This is a genomic window from Bacillus sp. SIMBA_026, assembly GCF_046535335.1.
GTDB lineage: Bacteria > Bacillota > Bacilli > Bacillales > Bacillaceae > Bacillus > Bacillus velezensis.
The window spans coordinates 231,605-248,243 of sequence record NZ_JAWRWX010000002.1; the positions used below are offsets into that span (position 1 = coordinate 231,605).

The 16,639-nt window shown below is 45.0% G+C and carries 20 protein-coding genes, 1 pseudogene and 1 riboswitch; of the genes and pseudogenes, 3 read left to right on the top strand and 18 right to left on the bottom strand.

Annotated features, from left to right (window positions below):
* Positions 1 to 31 precede the first annotated feature (31 nt).
* From SB847_RS11890 to SB847_RS11900, 3 genes and pseudogenes are all read right to left on the bottom strand, one after another.
* Positions 32 to 622: a sporulation delaying protein family toxin gene (locus tag SB847_RS11890; protein WP_007410098.1), complete on the bottom strand. Its 591-nt coding sequence runs from the start codon at positions 620 to 622 to the stop codon at positions 32 to 34.
* Positions 623 to 706: 84 nt separating this feature from the next.
* Positions 707 to 1,523, bottom strand: a pseudogene (locus tag SB847_RS11895) (sporulation-delaying protein SdpB family protein); the annotation flags it as partial.
* Positions 1,524 to 1,555: 32 nt separating this feature from the next.
* Complete coding sequence (locus SB847_RS11900) at positions 1,556 to 2,086, bottom strand: SdpA family antimicrobial peptide system protein (protein ID WP_025285231.1); 531 nt, start codon at positions 2,084 to 2,086, stop codon at positions 1,556 to 1,558.
* Between the two features lie 125 nt (positions 2,087 to 2,211).
* On the opposite strand from SB847_RS11900, the gene SB847_RS11905 reads away from it, so the two are divergent.
* Positions 2,212 to 2,484, top strand: coding sequence for a DUF1648 domain-containing protein (locus SB847_RS11905; RefSeq protein WP_007410095.1), 273 nt, complete (start codon positions 2,212 to 2,214; stop codon positions 2,482 to 2,484).
* Between the two features lie 38 nt (positions 2,485 to 2,522).
* Here the strand turns inward: SB847_RS11905 and SB847_RS11910 are convergent, their stop codons facing one another.
* The 4 genes from SB847_RS11910 to SB847_RS11925 form a co-directional block, all read right to left on the bottom strand.
* The gene (locus SB847_RS11910; protein ID WP_007410094.1) at positions 2,523 to 2,897 is read right to left on the bottom strand and encodes a nucleotide excision repair endonuclease; all 375 of its coding nucleotides are present in this window, start codon (positions 2,895 to 2,897) and stop codon (positions 2,523 to 2,525) included.
* A gap of 65 nt (positions 2,898 to 2,962) precedes the next feature.
* Positions 2,963 to 4,078, bottom strand: a complete 1,116-nt coding sequence (locus tag SB847_RS11915) for an NAD(P)/FAD-dependent oxidoreductase (RefSeq protein ID WP_410563395.1) — start codon at positions 4,076 to 4,078, stop codon at positions 2,963 to 2,965.
* A gap of 277 nt (positions 4,079 to 4,355) precedes the next feature.
* Positions 4,356 to 5,090, bottom strand: a complete 735-nt coding sequence (locus SB847_RS11920; RefSeq protein ID WP_032876661.1) for a DUF6060 domain-containing protein — start codon at positions 5,088 to 5,090, stop codon at positions 4,356 to 4,358.
* Between the two features lie 71 nt (positions 5,091 to 5,161).
* A complete protein-coding gene (locus tag SB847_RS11925; RefSeq protein ID WP_032876657.1) occupies positions 5,162 to 5,662 on the bottom strand; it encodes a hypothetical protein in 501 nt (166 codons plus the stop codon).
* 128 nt (positions 5,663 to 5,790) lie between these two features.
* Here SB847_RS11925 and SB847_RS11930 point away from each other — a divergent pair, with 128 nt between their 5' ends.
* Entirely contained in the window at positions 5,791 to 6,252 is a 462-nt protein-coding gene (locus SB847_RS11930; protein ID WP_410563398.1) for a DUF2691 family protein, read from the top strand.
* Positions 6,253 to 6,388: 136 nt separating this feature from the next.
* Positions 6,389 to 7,225 (top strand): chitosanase, encoded by an 837-nt coding sequence (gene csn / locus SB847_RS11935; RefSeq protein WP_032876648.1) that lies wholly within the window; start codon positions 6,389 to 6,391, stop codon positions 7,223 to 7,225.
* A 35-nt stretch (positions 7,226 to 7,260) separates the two neighbouring features.
* Here the strand turns inward: csn and sufB are convergent, their stop codons facing one another.
* The 11 genes from sufB to SB847_RS11990 all read right to left on the bottom strand — a co-directional run bounded on the left by sufB (position 7,261) and on the right by SB847_RS11990 (position 16,627).
* A complete protein-coding gene (gene sufB, locus SB847_RS11940) occupies positions 7,261 to 8,658 on the bottom strand; it encodes a Fe-S cluster assembly protein SufB (RefSeq protein WP_007410090.1) in 1,398 nt (465 codons plus the stop codon).
* 19 nt (positions 8,659 to 8,677) lie between these two features.
* Positions 8,678 to 9,121, bottom strand: a complete 444-nt coding sequence (sufU, locus tag SB847_RS11945; protein WP_003151877.1) for a Fe-S cluster assembly sulfur transfer protein SufU — start codon at positions 9,119 to 9,121, stop codon at positions 8,678 to 8,680.
* Entirely contained in the window at positions 9,111 to 10,331 is a 1,221-nt protein-coding gene (sufS, locus tag SB847_RS11950; RefSeq protein WP_410563402.1) for a cysteine desulfurase SufS, read from the bottom strand. Before sufS ends, sufU begins: the two co-directional genes overlap by 11 nt.
* Positions 10,331 to 11,644, bottom strand: a complete 1,314-nt coding sequence (gene sufD, locus SB847_RS11955; protein WP_007613603.1) for a Fe-S cluster assembly protein SufD — start codon at positions 11,642 to 11,644, stop codon at positions 10,331 to 10,333. The genes sufS and sufD overlap by 1 nt, the downstream gene beginning before the upstream one ends.
* A 17-nt stretch (positions 11,645 to 11,661) precedes the next feature.
* Positions 11,662 to 12,447, bottom strand: coding sequence for a Fe-S cluster assembly ATPase SufC (gene sufC, locus SB847_RS11960; RefSeq protein WP_003327022.1), 786 nt, complete (start codon positions 12,445 to 12,447; stop codon positions 11,662 to 11,664).
* Positions 12,448 to 12,623: 176 nt separating this feature from the next.
* Entirely contained in the window at positions 12,624 to 12,776 is a 153-nt protein-coding gene (locus tag SB847_RS11965) for a YuzK family famiily protein (protein WP_003151857.1), read from the bottom strand.
* 192 nt (positions 12,777 to 12,968) lie between these two features.
* Complete coding sequence (locus SB847_RS11970) at positions 12,969 to 13,346, bottom strand: carboxymuconolactone decarboxylase family protein (RefSeq protein WP_007613607.1); 378 nt, start codon at positions 13,344 to 13,346, stop codon at positions 12,969 to 12,971.
* A gap of 92 nt (positions 13,347 to 13,438) precedes the next feature.
* Positions 13,439 to 14,254 carry a methionine ABC transporter substrate-binding lipoprotein MetQ gene (gene metQ / locus SB847_RS11975; RefSeq protein ID WP_012118382.1) on the bottom strand — a complete coding sequence of 272 codons (816 nt, stop codon included), beginning with the start codon at positions 14,252 to 14,254 and terminating at the stop codon, positions 13,439 to 13,441.
* Positions 14,255 to 14,267: 13 nt separating this feature from the next.
* Positions 14,268 to 14,936: a methionine ABC transporter permease gene (locus SB847_RS11980; protein ID WP_410563406.1), complete on the bottom strand. Its 669-nt coding sequence runs from the start codon at positions 14,934 to 14,936 to the stop codon at positions 14,268 to 14,270.
* A complete protein-coding gene (gene metN / locus SB847_RS11985; RefSeq protein ID WP_003151850.1) occupies positions 14,929 to 15,954 on the bottom strand; it encodes a methionine ABC transporter ATP-binding protein MetN in 1,026 nt (341 codons plus the stop codon). The genes SB847_RS11980 and metN overlap by 8 nt, the downstream gene beginning before the upstream one ends.
* A gap of 105 nt (positions 15,955 to 16,059) precedes the next feature.
* Positions 16,060 to 16,166: riboswitch (SAM riboswitch) on the bottom strand.
* Between the two features lie 110 nt (positions 16,167 to 16,276).
* Entirely contained in the window at positions 16,277 to 16,627 is a 351-nt protein-coding gene (locus SB847_RS11990; protein ID WP_007410085.1) for an SCP2 sterol-binding domain-containing protein, read from the bottom strand.
* Between the last annotated feature and the right edge of the window lie 12 nt (positions 16,628 to 16,639).

A 16,639-nucleotide genomic window follows, 5' to 3' on the forward strand; every position in this document is an offset into this window, starting at 1 on the left:
TTCGTCTCCTTAGCGTTTTCTTTCTTCAGCCTCAGTGCTGCGCGTTAATGCGGTCAACGACATTAGCGATGAGCTGCTCTTTTCCTAAGTCGGAATCTTCGTCAACGCTTGCTACTGTCAAAATGATGGCCGCTACCGCAAGAGCGATCGTCTCAATGGCGGCCGCCGCGTTTAAAAATACCCATACAGCCGTTGCGCATTGGCCGATGGCCGTTGATTTTCCTTTGTCCATGCTCTTTTTGTCAAACTCTTCTTTCAGCACTTTCGCCATAATCTGCGAACCTTGATCAATGACGCTGTTCACTTTTTCATAATCGCCGCTGTAGACCGCCGCTTTTAACTCTTTAAAATAATCCGGCGATGACTTTTTAATATCAGCAATCACCTGATCGGACACTTGCTTTAATTCATCCTGATCAATCTTTTTGACAGCCTTGGTATCCCATACTTCAGGAAGGAGCTTTGCGACCTCACCTTGTCCGAAAAAGATGCCGGAAAAAATGTCTTCACCCGAATAAGAGACCGACGGCTCAGTTTTCGCCGCGGCATGCGGGCCGACTAATGCGACCATTAAAACAAACACCAGCATCATGGCAGCTGCGGACTTCTTGCTTTTAACCATATAATTTCCTCCTTTTCCTTTTATTGAGAAAATTGTATCTGATAAAAAGGGGATTGTAATGGTTCAAAGCTACTGTTTTCTCTGCCGGCACCAAAAACAGGACCAAAATACCAGCCACCGTAATGGAAAACGAGGTAAGCCCCAGCATAACGGCAAAGATTTCGTGCATAAAAATGGAGATAAACAATATCAAACGCCAATATGTTTTCGGAGCGAACAAAGCGCAGAACATAATGGTTTGCACAATGAGCGTGCCCCACGTCGGGATGATGACAAGCTTGGACTGCAGGATAAAGTCAAACAGACCGTGAAGCGCATCCGGCAGACCCAGCATCGGATCGTTCAAATAGTAATAAACGGCGGTTCCGTTCTGCCACTCTTCTTCCATCAGTTTGGCAATGACAGAGTTAAAGTACAGCATCGCGACCTGTATTCTGATGATTGTCAGTGTCGCCCAGCATAAGGAGCGGTAATAAGGCTCAAGCGGTCTTTTCTCAAAAGACGCCTCGTACGGAGACCAGTGCCATTTCCGCGGATCGGTTAATGTCAGCGGGAGCAGCAGCAGCGTAAAAACGGCAGCCACTTGATCTCCCCCGTCAAGAGTAACGGCGGAGTTTTGGAAGCTGTACGAAATCCACCAGTGAAAAAAACCGGTGAGGCGGGGCCGCCAGCCAATGACAACAAGGATTAACATACAGATACAAACGGCTTTGACGATCTCAATGTAACGGAAATCGGGAAACAGCAGAAACAGGCTGAACGTGTCGGAAAAGCTGAGCATTTGATTTTGCGTTTTGAAGAAGACAGACGCCGGATTGAACAGCAATGTCAGCAGCGTGCCGAGCGCGATTAAGCTTCTGGCAAGCCCGTACACATTTGTCCAGGGCGGATTCTTCATCATCCATAAGGTGAGCTGCTTTTTTGCATCCTGAATCAATTGACATCCACTCCGATGTATTTTTTGATGGTTCTTTTCGTTTCGGTATGCTGGCTCCATGCCCATGGGGTAATGCGTTCATATGTAATGATCATTTTCCCTTTCAGCCTTGGGGAGGGAGACTCATTTTTCATTTTCAAAAATGTGGTATCCTTAATGTCTTGGCCAGTCGTGAAGTCGTTCCACTTCTCTTTGGAAGGCAGCTTTTCCAGCATAAGGCCGAGCTCTATCCCTTGCGTCCGGCCGTAGCGGTTTAAGCCGATGACATTTTTCAGAGAATTATTCGGCCATCTGAGCTCCTCATCGGCATCAAGAAGATAGATGTTCAAGCTGTCTTCTCTCGGATCTTTACTGAAAAATCCCCAGCTTTGCGGATAAATCATGGAAACGGTTTTGGATTGATGCTTGGTTAATTGGATGGCGGAGCTTGGCAATGCCGCGATGATGGTAAAAAACAAAACGATGATCCAGGCGGCCATGATAAAAAGAAAGAATGAAAACATGCTGGTTTGCTTCTTGTCAGTCAATTGAAACCCTCCTAGCGTATGGAAATTTCATTGACATGATTATACACCATTCAACAAGTAAAATATTGATGAATTAGATTTTTCAGACTAATATACTATTATATGTAAAAAAGGGGAGTGTTCATATGTTTTTGATGAATGATAAAGTGCTGTGGGGAGCTGTGGTTCTCGCCTTTATTCTTTCGATTGTGTTTTATCCGTTTCTTCCTGCTGATATGGCCATTCACTATGACGTGTCGAACCGTCCGAATACATCAATCAATAAAACGGCCGGCGTCCTGATTTTTCCCGTGCTCATGATGATCTGCATGTTATTCAGAAAAAAGGTCGTCCAGCTATTCCTCGTCGTTTACTGTCTGCTGATCGTGCATATTGCCGTGATGTGGCTGGCACTGTAGACATAAAGAAAACCGGAGCCCTTAAGCTCCGGTTTTTCTTATTTATAAAATACTTTCTCAATATTGTATTTCGACTGAAGGGTATTGATCGCGTACGTTTCGTAAATCTCCCTTTCCATCGGATCATTTACGACACATACTTCAATTTTATACACTTCGTCCCTGTGATGTTTAACAGGCGACACATTGTCTTCAAAATGCTTTTTGATTCTTTGTCTTAATTTACGGGCTTTCCCGACAAACAGCAGCTCATCATGAATGTTATAAAACATAAAGATGCCGCCTTTGTCTCTCGGAATTTGGTGAAAATCAATGAAACCGTAAATCGCTTTAATCGCCGGTTCATTCTCCGACGGTGACTGCTGCCGTTCCGTAATGGTTACATCAGGAGCAGGAAGGTTTATTTTTATCAAATGGGTCACGTCCTCTTATTCATTAAAGCTCCATCCTATCATAAGAATGCGCCAAAAGCTATTTTTTATTCAAGCGCCCCGGCCGGATCATAAAGGCTCAAATCAATTTCCGTCTGCTGCCCGAGCGCGAGTTTCGCCAGTTCAGCCCCCAGATACGGCCCGCTCGTCAGCCCTGAGGCGCCCAGCCCGTTGGCAACGAGGAGTCCGCTGATATTCGGCACTTTGCCGATGACGGGAAGAAAACCGGGAGTAAACGGCCTGAACCCGACTCTTGACTCTATCATAGTACTGTCTGAAAGCCCCGGCGCCACGGTTAATGCTTTGTCAAAAATCTCGCGGAGACCGCCGGCCGTCACCCGCAAATCCATGCCGGTATCGTTTTCATGAGTCGCGCCCGCTATGATTCTGCCGCTGTCAAAGGCGAGAATGTATTGATCGTTTGGGGGCATGACGACGGGCCAGCCGCCCGTCTCCTCTCCCTGAAGCTCTAAATGAACGATCTGCGCCTTTTGGTATGATACTGAAAAACGGATGCCGAGCGGCTCAAGCAGCTCTCTCGCCCAAGCGCCGGCCGTTACGAGAACCTGGTCGGCAGTAAGCGTGCGTTCTGCGGTTTTCACACCGATGACGGCACCGTCCTCTGTCAATATTGACGCTTCTTCATTGTAAACAGCCGCTCCGTGCTTAACGGCCGCATTTAACAGCGCCTTACGAAGCGCTCTCCCGTTCACCCGGGCCGCGCCGCTGACATGAACCGCTCCGTATTCCTCCGACAGCGCGGGGAACAGCGCCTTCGTTTCTTCCGGAGTCAGTCTTGTAATGGCACCGATTTCAGGGGCGTCCTCTCTTCTTTTATAAGCTCTTTCCTCCATTTGGCTGAGCTTTTTTTCATCCATATGGAGGCTGACGGCACCGACCTTTTGATAACCGGTTTCTGTTTCTCCGTCAGCTTCAAGCTGCTGTATCAATTGGTTATAATAGCGGGCTCCGCCTTTTGCGATCGCATACCATGCCTGATTGCGGCGCTGTGACAGCCACGGGCAGACGATCCCCGCCGCGGCGTCAGTCGCCTGCCCCGGGTGCTTCCGGTCAATGACCGTTACATCCGCCCCGGCCTTTGCGAGATGATAAGCCGCGGACGCACCGAGAATGCCGGCCCCGATAATCAAATAAGACTTCATGTATAACACCTTTTCTATCTGTTTTGTCTTATTTATTTTAACAAATGGAGCACTTTGCTTCGACCTTTTGTCCCCATATGAAAAAGTGGAAGGCTGACCAATCTCTTCGCTCAGTATCAATTCAAAAGTCATAGTCAACGTATATACAGATCAAGAACAAAAGAGAACATCAAAGAACGCGGCTAAGTATCAACCCCGTCCTTTTTTTTTAAAAAAAGATTGGAGGATAAAGGCATTATCACTATTATCCTTCCACTATATAAACTGATCTATCATACTATTTTTTAGTAAAAACAAAAGTATAGTATCCATCAGCTTCTCCAGTTTTCATCTTAATCGCTGATCTTCCATAGGCTGATTTACTGCTGATTTTACCATGCATTGTAGAATACTGCGTTAGGGTACCTGTAGACTTTCTTTTGTATGGTTTAAAGGCTATATATCCAGATTGGCCTTTTTTGAGCGTAAAGGAATATGTAGTAGAATAAGATTTTGCTGACGTAAAATTAAAACTAGCTCCATAGTTTATAGCTTGAATTTCTGATGAAGCATTAACACTGTAAGACTTAGATACAGTAGCTTGCGTCTGTTTATCGACTCTGCACGATGATGTAGTACACTTAATTGTTGCTGAAACTTTTATAGGGTCTCCATAATATTTAGTGGCTGATTTTTCTTTATATCTCCAATATCTAAGATCAACGTCAGCATAGGGCTTAAATTCTAATTCGTCATTGCTTTCCTCAGAAACAAAAAACTCATTCTCTAAATCTTCGTTTTCTTTTATTTCAGTCGTTTTTTCATATTCATCTTTTGAAACAGGTACAAGCCCATGTTCTGACGCTTTGAATGGTGCGATTACTGCACCTTGTTCCTCATCATAAAATTTTTCTACATTTGAATCAGATAGATTAATAGTATATTGCTCGACAGCGAATCCTTTCGAGGGATTTCCAAAAATCATCAAAAATACCACGAAAACTGCAATCAAAAGCGTAACTTTCTTTTTCATATACACCCTCCTTATTTTTATGGCACATTAAAATATTACCAGAGGAGCATATTTTTGTAAACCGAGTGTGATTAATTTATACTAGGAATTAACAAATAATATATTCCGGATTTCTTATCCACATGAGGGGTTAAATTGTTATCTGTCTGAGTTTCAATTTTCAGATTTTTCGTTTTGTTAAATCCAGCATATAACTTATATTTTTTACCTGAATACGACTTTACATCAAATGAAATATCCGTCTTATTATTCTGATTTTTAAGCGCTACACCATTTCCATTCTTTACCCATATAACTTTTTTATCTTTCCATGCCAATGTTCCTGTTCCTATACCCATTTGTTTATTTTCTTCAAATTTGTATATCACAACTTTTTCATTGTCAATTTCCTTTGTTTCATATATAAAATCAGTGATATAAGGTGATTCTTGTTTAGCATACTGTAAAGCTTCATGTTCAGTATTAAATTTTTTCGCTGAATCAGGAGTTTCATTATTCTTAATAAAAAACAAACTGATTATGAAAATAATACAGATGACCAATAAACAAATAATAATCTTTTTCCCCTTCATAACAATAGTCCTCCAATTTAGAAATATATTAGCTATTATTATAGCAATTTTACAGTAATAAAATAAAGTTCCTATGGATTTAATTTCAAAATAGTCAGTTATTAATTATTCGATTTCCTCATTTTATTATGAAACGCGGCATTACTTTTGACATCCCAAATGAATTCGGACGGTTTGCGGCAGATATATTACAACCGTTCCCCATCTCTTCCTATACGTGGTTTATCGGTTATGGAGAGGCGTATACTGAATTCAAAGAAGGCATCGATACAGACCTGTTTCCGCAAAATCAGCGCATCATTCAGGGTCAAGAACTCCGTCAGCGTCTGGAAGGAAACCCTTATTATATGATTTTTGCTGAATTGAAAGCTTTCCCGAGCGGGATGGTAACGGAAATCAATACATATGAGGAATATTTGGAGAGTTCCTGTGAGCTTGTGCTTCTCATTGCAGATTGCTCGTATGTAACGTTATATTGCAAAGATCCGGATATGCTCGAAGCCCTTTATCAGCAGGCTGTACAATGCGGGTTTCATCGCGTTGACTATGTTACAGATGAGAATGACGCGAGAACGGGATTGTCTGTCTGATGAAGGTGCGTTCTTTTTATGAAGCGTCGGATAGGGCTTAGGATTCAAAATATTGACAAATTCGTGTGTTTTCAACAAAAAAACAACCCCCTCATGTATACTGAGTGCGTAACTTACATATGAAAGGGGTATGGCAATGAAAATCAGCTTGAAGAAAAAAGCAGGTTTTTGGAAGAAGACGGCGGTTTCGTCACTTATTTTCACCATGTTTTTTACCCTGATGATGAGCGGTACGGTTTTTGCGGCCGGGCTGAATACAGATCAGAAGCGCCGGGCGGAACAGCTGACCAGCATCTTTGAAAACGGAAAGACGGAAATCCAATACGGATATGTTGAAGCGTTGGATGACGGAAGAGGTTACACTTGCGGGCGGGCCGGCTTTACGACGGCTACCGGAGATGCGCTGGAAGTAGTCGAAGTATACACGAAAGCAGTGCCGAATAACAAATTGAAAAAGTATTTGCCTGAATTGCGTCGTCTTGCGAAGGACGAAAGCGATGACATCAGCAATCTGAAAGGATTCGCTTCTGCTTGGCGCTCACTTGGCAATGATAAAGCCTTCCGCGCTGCCCAAGATAAGGTAAATGACAGCTTGTATTATCAGCCGGCGATGAAACGTTCAGAAAATGCCGGACTGAAAACGGCCTTGGCAAAAGCGGTGATGTACGATACGGTGATTCAGCATGGCGACGGCGATGATCCAGACTCCTTTTATGCCCTGATTAAACGCACGAACAAAAAAATGGGCGGGTCACCGAAAGATGGAATTGATGAGAAGAAATGGCTCAATAAATTCTTGGATGTGCGCTATGACGATCTGATGAATCCGTCAGATGAGGACACTCAGGATGAATGGAGAGAATCGGTTGCCCGTGTCGACGTTTTCCGCGATATTGTCAAAGAGAAGAACTACAATTTAAACGGGCCGATTCATGTCCGGTCAAGCGAATACGGTAATTTCACTATTCAATAAACAAAAAAACCCCGCTATGTGGCGGGGTTTTACTATTAACCGATAGAGCCTTCCATTTCGAACTTAATCAAACGGTTCATTTCAACTGCGTATTCCATCGGAAGTTCTTTTGTGAATGGCTCGATGAAGCCCATAACGATCATTTCTGTTGCTTCTTCTTCAGAAATCCCGCGGCTCATCAGGTAGAAAAGCTGTTCTTCAGAAACTTTTGATACTTTTGCTTCGTGCTCCAATGAAATGTTGTCGTTCAGGATTTCATTGTAAGGAATTGTATCAGAAGTTGATTTGTTATCCATAATGAGCGTATCACACTCGATGTTTGAACGGGCGCCGTCCGCTTTCCGTCCGAAGTGGACGATACCGCGGTATGTTACTTTTCCGCCCTGTTTGGAAATCGATTTTGATACGATTGTGGATGACGTATTCGGTGCAAGGTGAATCATTTTCGCACCTGCGTCCTGATGCTGCCCTTTGCCCGCAAGAGCGATAGAGAGCGTCATGCCGCGCGCTCCTTCACCTTTCAGAATGACAGCCGGATATTTCATCGTCAATTTAGAACCGATGTTTCCGTCAACCCATTCCATCGTCGCGTTTTCTTCACAAACCGTACGTTTCGTTACTAAGTTGTAAACGTTGTTCGCCCAGTTTTGAATTGTTGTATAACGGCAGTAGCCGCCTTTTTTGACAATGATTTCAACAACTGCGCTGTGAAGCGAGTTTGTTGTGTACACAGGAGCCGTACAGCCCTCTACGTAATGAACGCTTGCTTCTTCGTCAACGATGATCAGCGTACGTTCGAACTGACCCATGTTTTCGGAGTTGATGCGGAAGTAAGCTTGAAGCGGTGTTTCAACCTTCACGCCTTTAGGCACGTAGATGAAAGATCCGCCGGACCAAACAGCTGAGTTAAGCGCCGCAAACTTGTTATCAGTCGGCGGAATGACTTTCGCCCAGTGCTCGCGGAAAATGTCTTCATTTTCTTTCAGCGCGCTGTCTGTGTCTTTGAAGACGATGCCTTGCTCTTCAAGATCTTCTTTCATATTGTGGTAAACAACTTCGGATTCGTACTGTGCAGAAACACCGGCAAGGTATTTTTGCTCAGCTTCAGGAATACCCAGTTTGTCGAATGTCTGTTTAATTTCCTCAGGCACTTCATCCCAAGAACGCTCTGAACGCTCAGACGGCTTTACGTAATACGTAATTTCGTCAAAGTTTAAAGAGTTTAAATCCCCGCCCCACTGCGGCATCGGCATGTTGTAGAAATGCTCAAGAGATTTCAGGCGGAAATCAAGCATCCATTGAGGCTCTTCTTTCATGCGTGAAATTTCTTCTACGATTTCTTTTGTCAATCCGCGCTCTGAACGGAAAATGGAAACGTCCTTATCGTGAAAACCGTACTTGTATTCACCAATTTCAGGCATTTTTTTAGCCATCCATTTTCACTCCAATCTTTTAATTGCCGCCTTTTTCGCCAGCGACTCCTTTTTCAAGTGCTTTCCATGAAAGGGTGGCACATTTTATCCGGGCCGGGAATTTCGAAACGCCTTGAAGAGCTTCAATATCCCCGAGATCTATCGAGTCGTCATACTCTTTCCCTTGCATCATGTCTGAGAAAATCTTAGACATGGAAAGGGCGGTATCAATATCTTTTCCTTTAATCGCCTGCGTCATCATGGAAGCTGAAGCCATGGAGATAGAACAGCCTTCCCCTTCAAACTTCGCTTCCTGAACAGTATCGCCGTCAAGCTTCATTGTCAGTCTGATCCGGTCGCCGCAAGTCGGGTTGTTCATATCGACGACGATGCTGTCATCCAAAACCCCTTTGTTGCGCGGATTTTTGTAATGATCCATGATCACTTGTCTGTATAATGTATCTAAATTTGCATTAAAAGACATTTGTAAAGTACTCCTTTGTCTTTTGGAGGGCTTCCGCGAGCTTATCGATCTCTTCCTCTGTATTATACAGATAAAAACTCGCTCTCGCAGTAGCAGATACATCCAGCCATTTCATGAGCGGCTGGGCGCAGTGATGGCCGGCTCTGACCGCAATGCCCTCAGCATCGAGGACAGTCGCGACATCATGAGGGTGAACCTCATCAAGATTAAATGTCACAAGTCCCGCCCGCTCTTTCGGACCGTATACCGTCACGCCGTCTAGCTGCTCGAAACGGTCAAGCGCATAGACCGCAAGCTTATGCTCATGCCGGGAAATCTCGTCGAGTCCGATCTCTTCAAGAAAATCAATCGCGGCTCCCAATCCGATCGCGCCTGCGATAATCGGCGTGCCTGCTTCAAATTTCCACGGAAGCTCTTTCCAAGTTGATTCATAAAGCCCTACAAAGTCGATCATCTCGCCGCCAAATTCGGCCGGCTCCATATTTTCAAGCAGTTCTTTCTTGCCGTACAGCACGCCGATTCCTGTCGGGCCGCACATTTTATGGGAAGAAAGCGCGAAGAAGTCGCAATCCAAGTCCTGAACGTCGATTTTCATGTGCGGTGTGCTTTGCGCCCCGTCCACCACGATGACCGCGCCATTGTCATGAGCGATTTTGGCGATCTCTTTAATCGGGTTGATCGTGCCGAGCACGTTTGACACATGAGCGACTGCCACGATCTTCGTATGGCTTGTGACAGTCTGCCGGACGTCGTCTAACGAAAGCGTGCCGTCTTCCTGCATCGGGATATATTTTAAAGTTGCGCCGGTTGCTTTTACTGCCTGCTGCCACGGAATGATATTCGCATGATGCTCCATTTGGGTGATGACCACTTCATCACCGGGTTTTAAGCTGGCGCGGGCATAGCTCAGCGCCACCATATTCAGTGAAGTTGTCGTGCCTTTTGTGAAAATGACCTCAGCCATTGACTTCGCATTGATAAACTTACGGACTTTTTCACGCGCACCTTCATAGCCGTCTGTCGCTCTCGTGCCAAGAGTATGAACGCCTCTGTGGACATTGGAATTGTATTTGCTGTAATACTGATCCACTGCTTCAATGACAGCACGCGGCTTCTGGGAAGTCGCCGCGCTGTCAAGGTACACGAGGTCATGTCCGTTCACTTGCTGATGAAGGATCGGGAACTGTTCACGAATATCGGTGATATTCATTATTTTACTTTCCTTTCGATGACGGAGACGAGCTGTTTCTTAACTCCTTCAATCGGAAGCTCTTTTACCACCGGAGCAAGGAATCCGTAAATGACTAAGCGCTCCGCTTCTTCTTTCGGAATTCCGCGGCTCATTAAGTAGTAAAGCTGGATCGGGTCCACACGGCCGACAGATGCCGCATGTCCTGCAGTTACATCGTCTTCATCAATTAAAAGAATCGGGTTTGCATCTCCGCGTGCTTTTTCACTCAGCATCAGAACGCGGGATTCCTGTTCAGCGTTTGCTTTCGACGCGCCGTGCTCGATTTTGCCGATTCCGTTAAAAATGGAAGATGCGGCATCTTTCATGACTCCGTGCTTCAGGATATAGCCTTCAGAAGCCTTACCGAAGTGGATGATCTGCGTCGTAAAGTTTTCCGTCTGTTCTCCTCTTCCGACAACTACGGTTTTCGTATCGCCGTATGTGCCGTCTCCGTAGAGGTTTGTCGTATTTTCAGAAATCGTGTCGCCGTCGTTCATCAGTCCGAGCGCCCACTCGATTCTGCTGTCGCGTCCGCGCGCGGCTCCGCGGCGGTTGACGTATGTTGTGACGCCTGCTGACAGGTTGTCAACGGCGCCGTACGTCACGCTGGCATTATCACCTGTGACCACTTCACTGATAATGTTGAATACAGCTTCTTTCGGATTCACCGTGCTGATGTAGTTCTCAACGTAAGTGACGGAGCTGTGGTCTTCAGCGACGATCAGCACGTGGTTGAACAATGCCGTGTCATTGCTTTCATGAACGTAAACGGCCTGAACAGGCGTCTCCACCTGAACGTTTTTAGGAACGTAAAGGAATGCCCCGCCGTTCATTAATGCTGCATGAAGCGCAGTCAGTTTATGTTCGTCGACCTTAACGCCGTCTTTCATGAAGTACTTCTCAACGAGGTCGCTGTGCTCACGGGCAGCCGTTAAGATGTCCGTAAAAATGACGCCTTTGTCTTTCAGTTCTTTAGAAAGAGAAAGGAAAGCGGGCGTTTGGTCACGCTGCACATATAACGTTTTGTCTTCGTTTTCGATATCGATCAGCGCTTTTGCTTCATCAGCTAAATCTTCTAAAGAAGCAAGCGGCGCATTTTCTACTGTATGCTTGTTGAACTTTGTAAAGTTCCAATTTGTGATTTTTGTTTTATCAGGCTTAGGCAGCGGCAGATCTTCAGCTTTTTCAAGAGCCTGTAAGCGCAGGTTTTTCAGCCAGGCAGGTTCTTGATGCTTTTCGGAAAAGCCTTTGACATATTCCTGATCTACGGATAGTTTCGTTTCCAATGTCATGATTATCCCCCTAACGCTTACGCTTCTTGGCCTACAGTTTCGTCTTCAATGCCCAGTTCTTGTTTAATCCAGTCATAACCTTCCGCTTCAAGGCGCTGTGCAAGCTCCGCGCCGCCGGATTTCACTACGCGTCCCTGCATCATAACGTGAACGACATCAGGCGTGATGTAGTTCAGAAGGCGCTGGTAGTGAGTGATCATTAAGCAGCCGAAGTTTTCGCTGCGCATTCTGTTGATTCCTTTAGAAACGACTTTAAGCGCATCGATATCAAGACCTGAATCGATCTCGTCAAGAATGGCGATTTTCGGCTCGATCATCATAAGCTGAAGGATTTCGTTGCGTTTTTTCTCCCCGCCTGAGAAACCTTCGTTCAGGTAACGCTGCGCCATTTCAGGGTCCATTTCAAGGAACTCCATGTTTTCGTCCATTTTGCGGATGAATTTCATAAGAGAAATTTCATCGCCTTCTTCACGGCGTGCGTTAATCGCAGAGCGAAGGAAATCGGCATTTGTCACACCGCTGATTTCGCTTGGGTACTGCATCGCAAGGAAAAGACCCGCCTGAGCGCGCTCGTCCACTTCCATTTCCAGTACATCTTTGCCGTCCAGCGTGATGCTGCCTTTTGTAACTTCGTATTTCGGGTGTCCCATAATCGCTGCTGAGAGCGTGGATTTACCGGTACCGTTCGGCCCCATGACAGCGTGGAATTCGCCGCCTTTTATTTCAAGGTTTACACCTTTTAAGATCTCTTTTCCTTCGATTTCAACGTGAAGATCCTTGATCGTTAATGTTGAAGCAGCCATATCTATACCTCCAAAATATATAATCATTATTCTCAATTTATTCTCATTCTAATTTTATAACAAATGAAAAGTAAATACAACTTTTTATATTACCCGGAACATTCCTAAAGTTTATCAAAGATCAAGGCGTAATTAAAGCTGTTTGAAACAGAAAAAGGGCGGAAATCCACCCTTTTTTACTGACCGATTTTCTCATTAAGCTGCGCTGCGAGGAACTTGCTTTTTTGATATTCAAGCTCCCTCTGCCGTTCGACTTCCATCCTTTTTGAAAGACGCCGTCCGTATTCCTCGTAGCCGATGCCGTGTGACTTCTGCATCGCTTTTTCCATTTCAGGCGTATAGTCAAGGTCCAGTCTCTCGTGGCTGGTGCAGATAATGAATCAATCCCTTCATCTATTTGTTTCTATTGTAACAATGATCCGCTGCTCCGGCCAAAGGGAGTGTGCCCCTGAATCCTTCCGAATGTGCCGGAATCCGGCGCTCGCTTTATCTGAAAAACGGTATTCACACGATTGCTCTTTCTAATGCGTCGTATGTCCGAATTCCTGAATGCACTGCTGCACGAGGGTCACTCCCTGACTGAGAGCCGCGCCGCCCCCGAATGCCGCCGCGACGCCGATGACCTCAAGGATGTTTTCTTCTGTCGCCCCTTGGTCAAGGCAGCCCTTCGTATGATAAATCATGCAAAATTCATCTTGAGCGCTGATGCTGATGCCCAGAGCGATTAATTGTTTCTCTTTTTCAGTTAATGAATCCGCTGAGAAACACTGTTCAGTAAATTCATTAAACTTCCGCCCCATCATCGGCATTTTTTGCTCGAATATACCTAAACCTTCTTTATATTGTTTCAATGCGTCATGCACGCTTTTTCCGTTTTCCTGGTATTGAGCCACTGCCATTCCCTCCAATCGTTAACCTTCCTTTTTATTATGGACAGTTCTCCGATTAATACCCGAAAAAAACCCCGGATGACTCATCCGGGGTTTTCGCTTTATTCAGATACGGGAAGCACGGCTCCGTCGTATTTTTTCTCAATAAAGTCTTTGATTTTCTTAGAGTGAAGCACTTCCATAAGCGCTTTGATTTTCTCTGATTTTTCGTCACCTTTGCGTACGGCGATGATGTTTGCGTAAGGGTTGTTTTTCGTTGATTCTACTTGAATCGCATCTTTTAACGGATTCAGTTTGTTTTGAATCGCATAGTTGACGTTAATGAAGACTGCATCGCCTTCTTCTTCATTATATGCTTTCGCCGTTAATTCAGGGGCGATTTTTTTGAATGTCAGGTTTTTCGGGTTTTTCGTAATGTTTTTCGTAGTGGCTTCAATCGTTTTTACCTTCGGATCAAGTGTGATCAGTCCGGCTTTTTCAAGCATCGCCAGCATACGGCCTTGTTCAGCGACATTGTTAGTCATGATGATGGTCGCGCCTTTAGGCAGGTCTTTCAGTGATTTGTATTTTTTCGTGTAAATTCCGAATGGCTCAAGGTGAACGGCTCCGGCATTCACGAGTTTGTAATCTTTATTTTCTTTCATTTCCTGTTCAAGGTAAGGAACGTGCTGGAAGTAGTTCGCATCCACTTCATTATCAGCTAACGCTTTGTTGTACATTTTGTAATCGTTCAGCACTTTTACTTTTAATGTGTAGCCTTTTTCCTTTAAGAGCGGTTCCGCTTCTTTTAAGATTTCAGCATGCGGTGTTTTTGTCGCGGCGACGACGATTTCCTTTTTATTCGAGCCGTTTGATCCGCAGGCAGCCAAAACTCCCGCGAACACAAGCAGCAGCGCACTTAATACAATCTTTTTCAATGTAAATCCTCCCTTATCTCTTGTCTATTATATTTGTAATGACATCACCGATAATCTGAATGATAAAGACGATGATGAGTATAAATACTGTCGCTATAAATGTTACATCCGTATTATTGGACTGGTAGCCTTCTACGTATGCAAGGTTTCCGAGTCCGCCTGATCCTATGGCGCCGGCAATGGCGGTAGATCCGATCAGGGCGATGGCCGTAACGGTGATGCCTGAAATTAACGCAGGCATTGATTCAGGAATCAGCACTTTGAAGATAATCGTCGATGTCTTTGCTCCCATTGATCTGGCAGCTTCGATGACTCCTTTATCGACTTCCCGGAGCGCAATTTCCGCAAGACGGGCGTAAAACGGCGCGGAGCCGATAATCAGCGCCGGCAATGCGGCGTTCGGCCCTAAAATCGATCCGACCAAAATCTTAGTAAAGCCGAGAAGCAGAATAATTAAAATAAGAAACGGAATAGACCTGAAAATATTAACGACCGCCGCAATCACGGTGTTAATGATTTTATTTTCCCATAAGCTTCCCTTGCCCGTTAAAAAGAGCAGAAGACCGAGAATCGATCCGATGATAAATGAAAAAACTAATGCGATGACCGTCATATAAAGGGTCTCGTATGTGGCCGTCCACAGCTCGGTTATATCAACGTTCGGGAACCATTTTTCAAACATTTGTGATCACCTCTGCTTCTACCTGTTTGTCTTTGATGAATCGGATCACGTTTTCTACTTCTTTTTCCTGACCGTCAATATGAATGAATAAAGAACCGTAGGCTCCGTCCTTCGTCTGTGAAATTTTCCCCTGCAGAATATTGACGTCCACATCAAAGTTTCGGATCATTTCCGTAATGAGGGGCTGCTCGGCGGCCTGCCCGACAAATGAGAGCTGAATCGTTTTTCCTGTCGCTGTTTCCTGCAGAAAATGCTGGATGGTTTCTTTCGTCTCCTCCGGTTCTGTCACCTGCTGAACGAAACGCTTGGTCATCGGTTCGCGCGGGTTTCTGAAAACTTGGAGTACTTCGCCTTCTTCAACGACTTTCCCGTTTTCCATGACGGCGACTCTGTTGCAGATTTTTCGGATGACGTGCATTTCATGGGTAATGAGCACGATCGTCAGACCGAGTCTGTCATTTATATCGGATAAAAGATCCAAAATTGAATCGGTCGTCTGCGGATCAAGCGCTGATGTCGCTTCATCGCACAGAAGGACTTTCGGATTATTGGCGAGCGCCCGGGCGATGCCGACACGCTGCTTTTGACCGCCGCTCAGCTGCGACGGATAAGATTTTTCTTTCCCCTCTAATCCGACCAGTTTAATCAATTCATCAGCGCGGCGGACCCGTTCGCTTTTTTTCACGCCGGCGATTTCCAGCGGGAACATAATGTTCTCCCGGACGGTGCGCGACCACAGAAGGTTAAAATGCTGGAAGATCATGCTGATTTCCTGGCGCGCTTTTCTCAGTCCGCGGCTGCTTACTTTATTTAATTCCGTCCCCGCGACTTCCACGGTTCCCGACGTCGGCTTTTCAAGACCGTTCAGGAGACGGATTAAGGAACTTTTACCAGCTCCGCTATATCCTATAATTCCAAATATTTCGCCCTTTTTGATATCAAGAGTGACATCTTGGACAGCATTGACATCCCCATGCTTCGCTTTGTAAATTTTTGAAACATTTTGAAGATGGATCAAAGCAATCACCCGCCTTACACTATTCTAAGAAATCTTCCGGGTTTCTCCGCAAAAGAAAAGCCTTTCTGCAAAAATGAGCAGAAAGGCTTATTGAAAAAGGCCTTTCTCTCATCTTTCAAAGCAGACCGCTTCGAGTGAATTGGCACCATTTCAACATTGTTGATGGTTGCCGGGCTTCATAGGGCACTTCCCTCCACCTCTCTTGATAAGAGAAAACATATCGTATTTTCGTCCGGAAATTCTTACTGTAGAATAGCACGGCGAATGATAAAAAGTCAATAAAATAAATATTGGAAGCTATTGTCACATAGTAGATTGGCAGTTACGGCCGTTTACTGATCGCCTGAAAAAATCCGTTTGTCAGCCAGAGGATGGCCTCCAGCTTCAGCAGAGCTCTGAATGATCCTTTCACTTTGAGTTTTCCGCTTTGGATAAGCTTTTGCAAAGAGACATCACCATGCAGGAGATGGATGATTTCCGTCTGGTTTCCGTAAAAGGTCAAATTAGATTTTTCCTTTGAAACCGACGTTTTTCTCATTTCTCCCTGTCCGTTAATTGAGACCGTTAAGGCTTCTGTTTCTCCTTGGAATGTAATCAGCAGCGTTGAGGCGTTTAATAGCGGTTTCAAAAACAGATGCTGTCCGTCATTCTCTGAAACTTCTATTTTCTCCACTCGTATAACCTC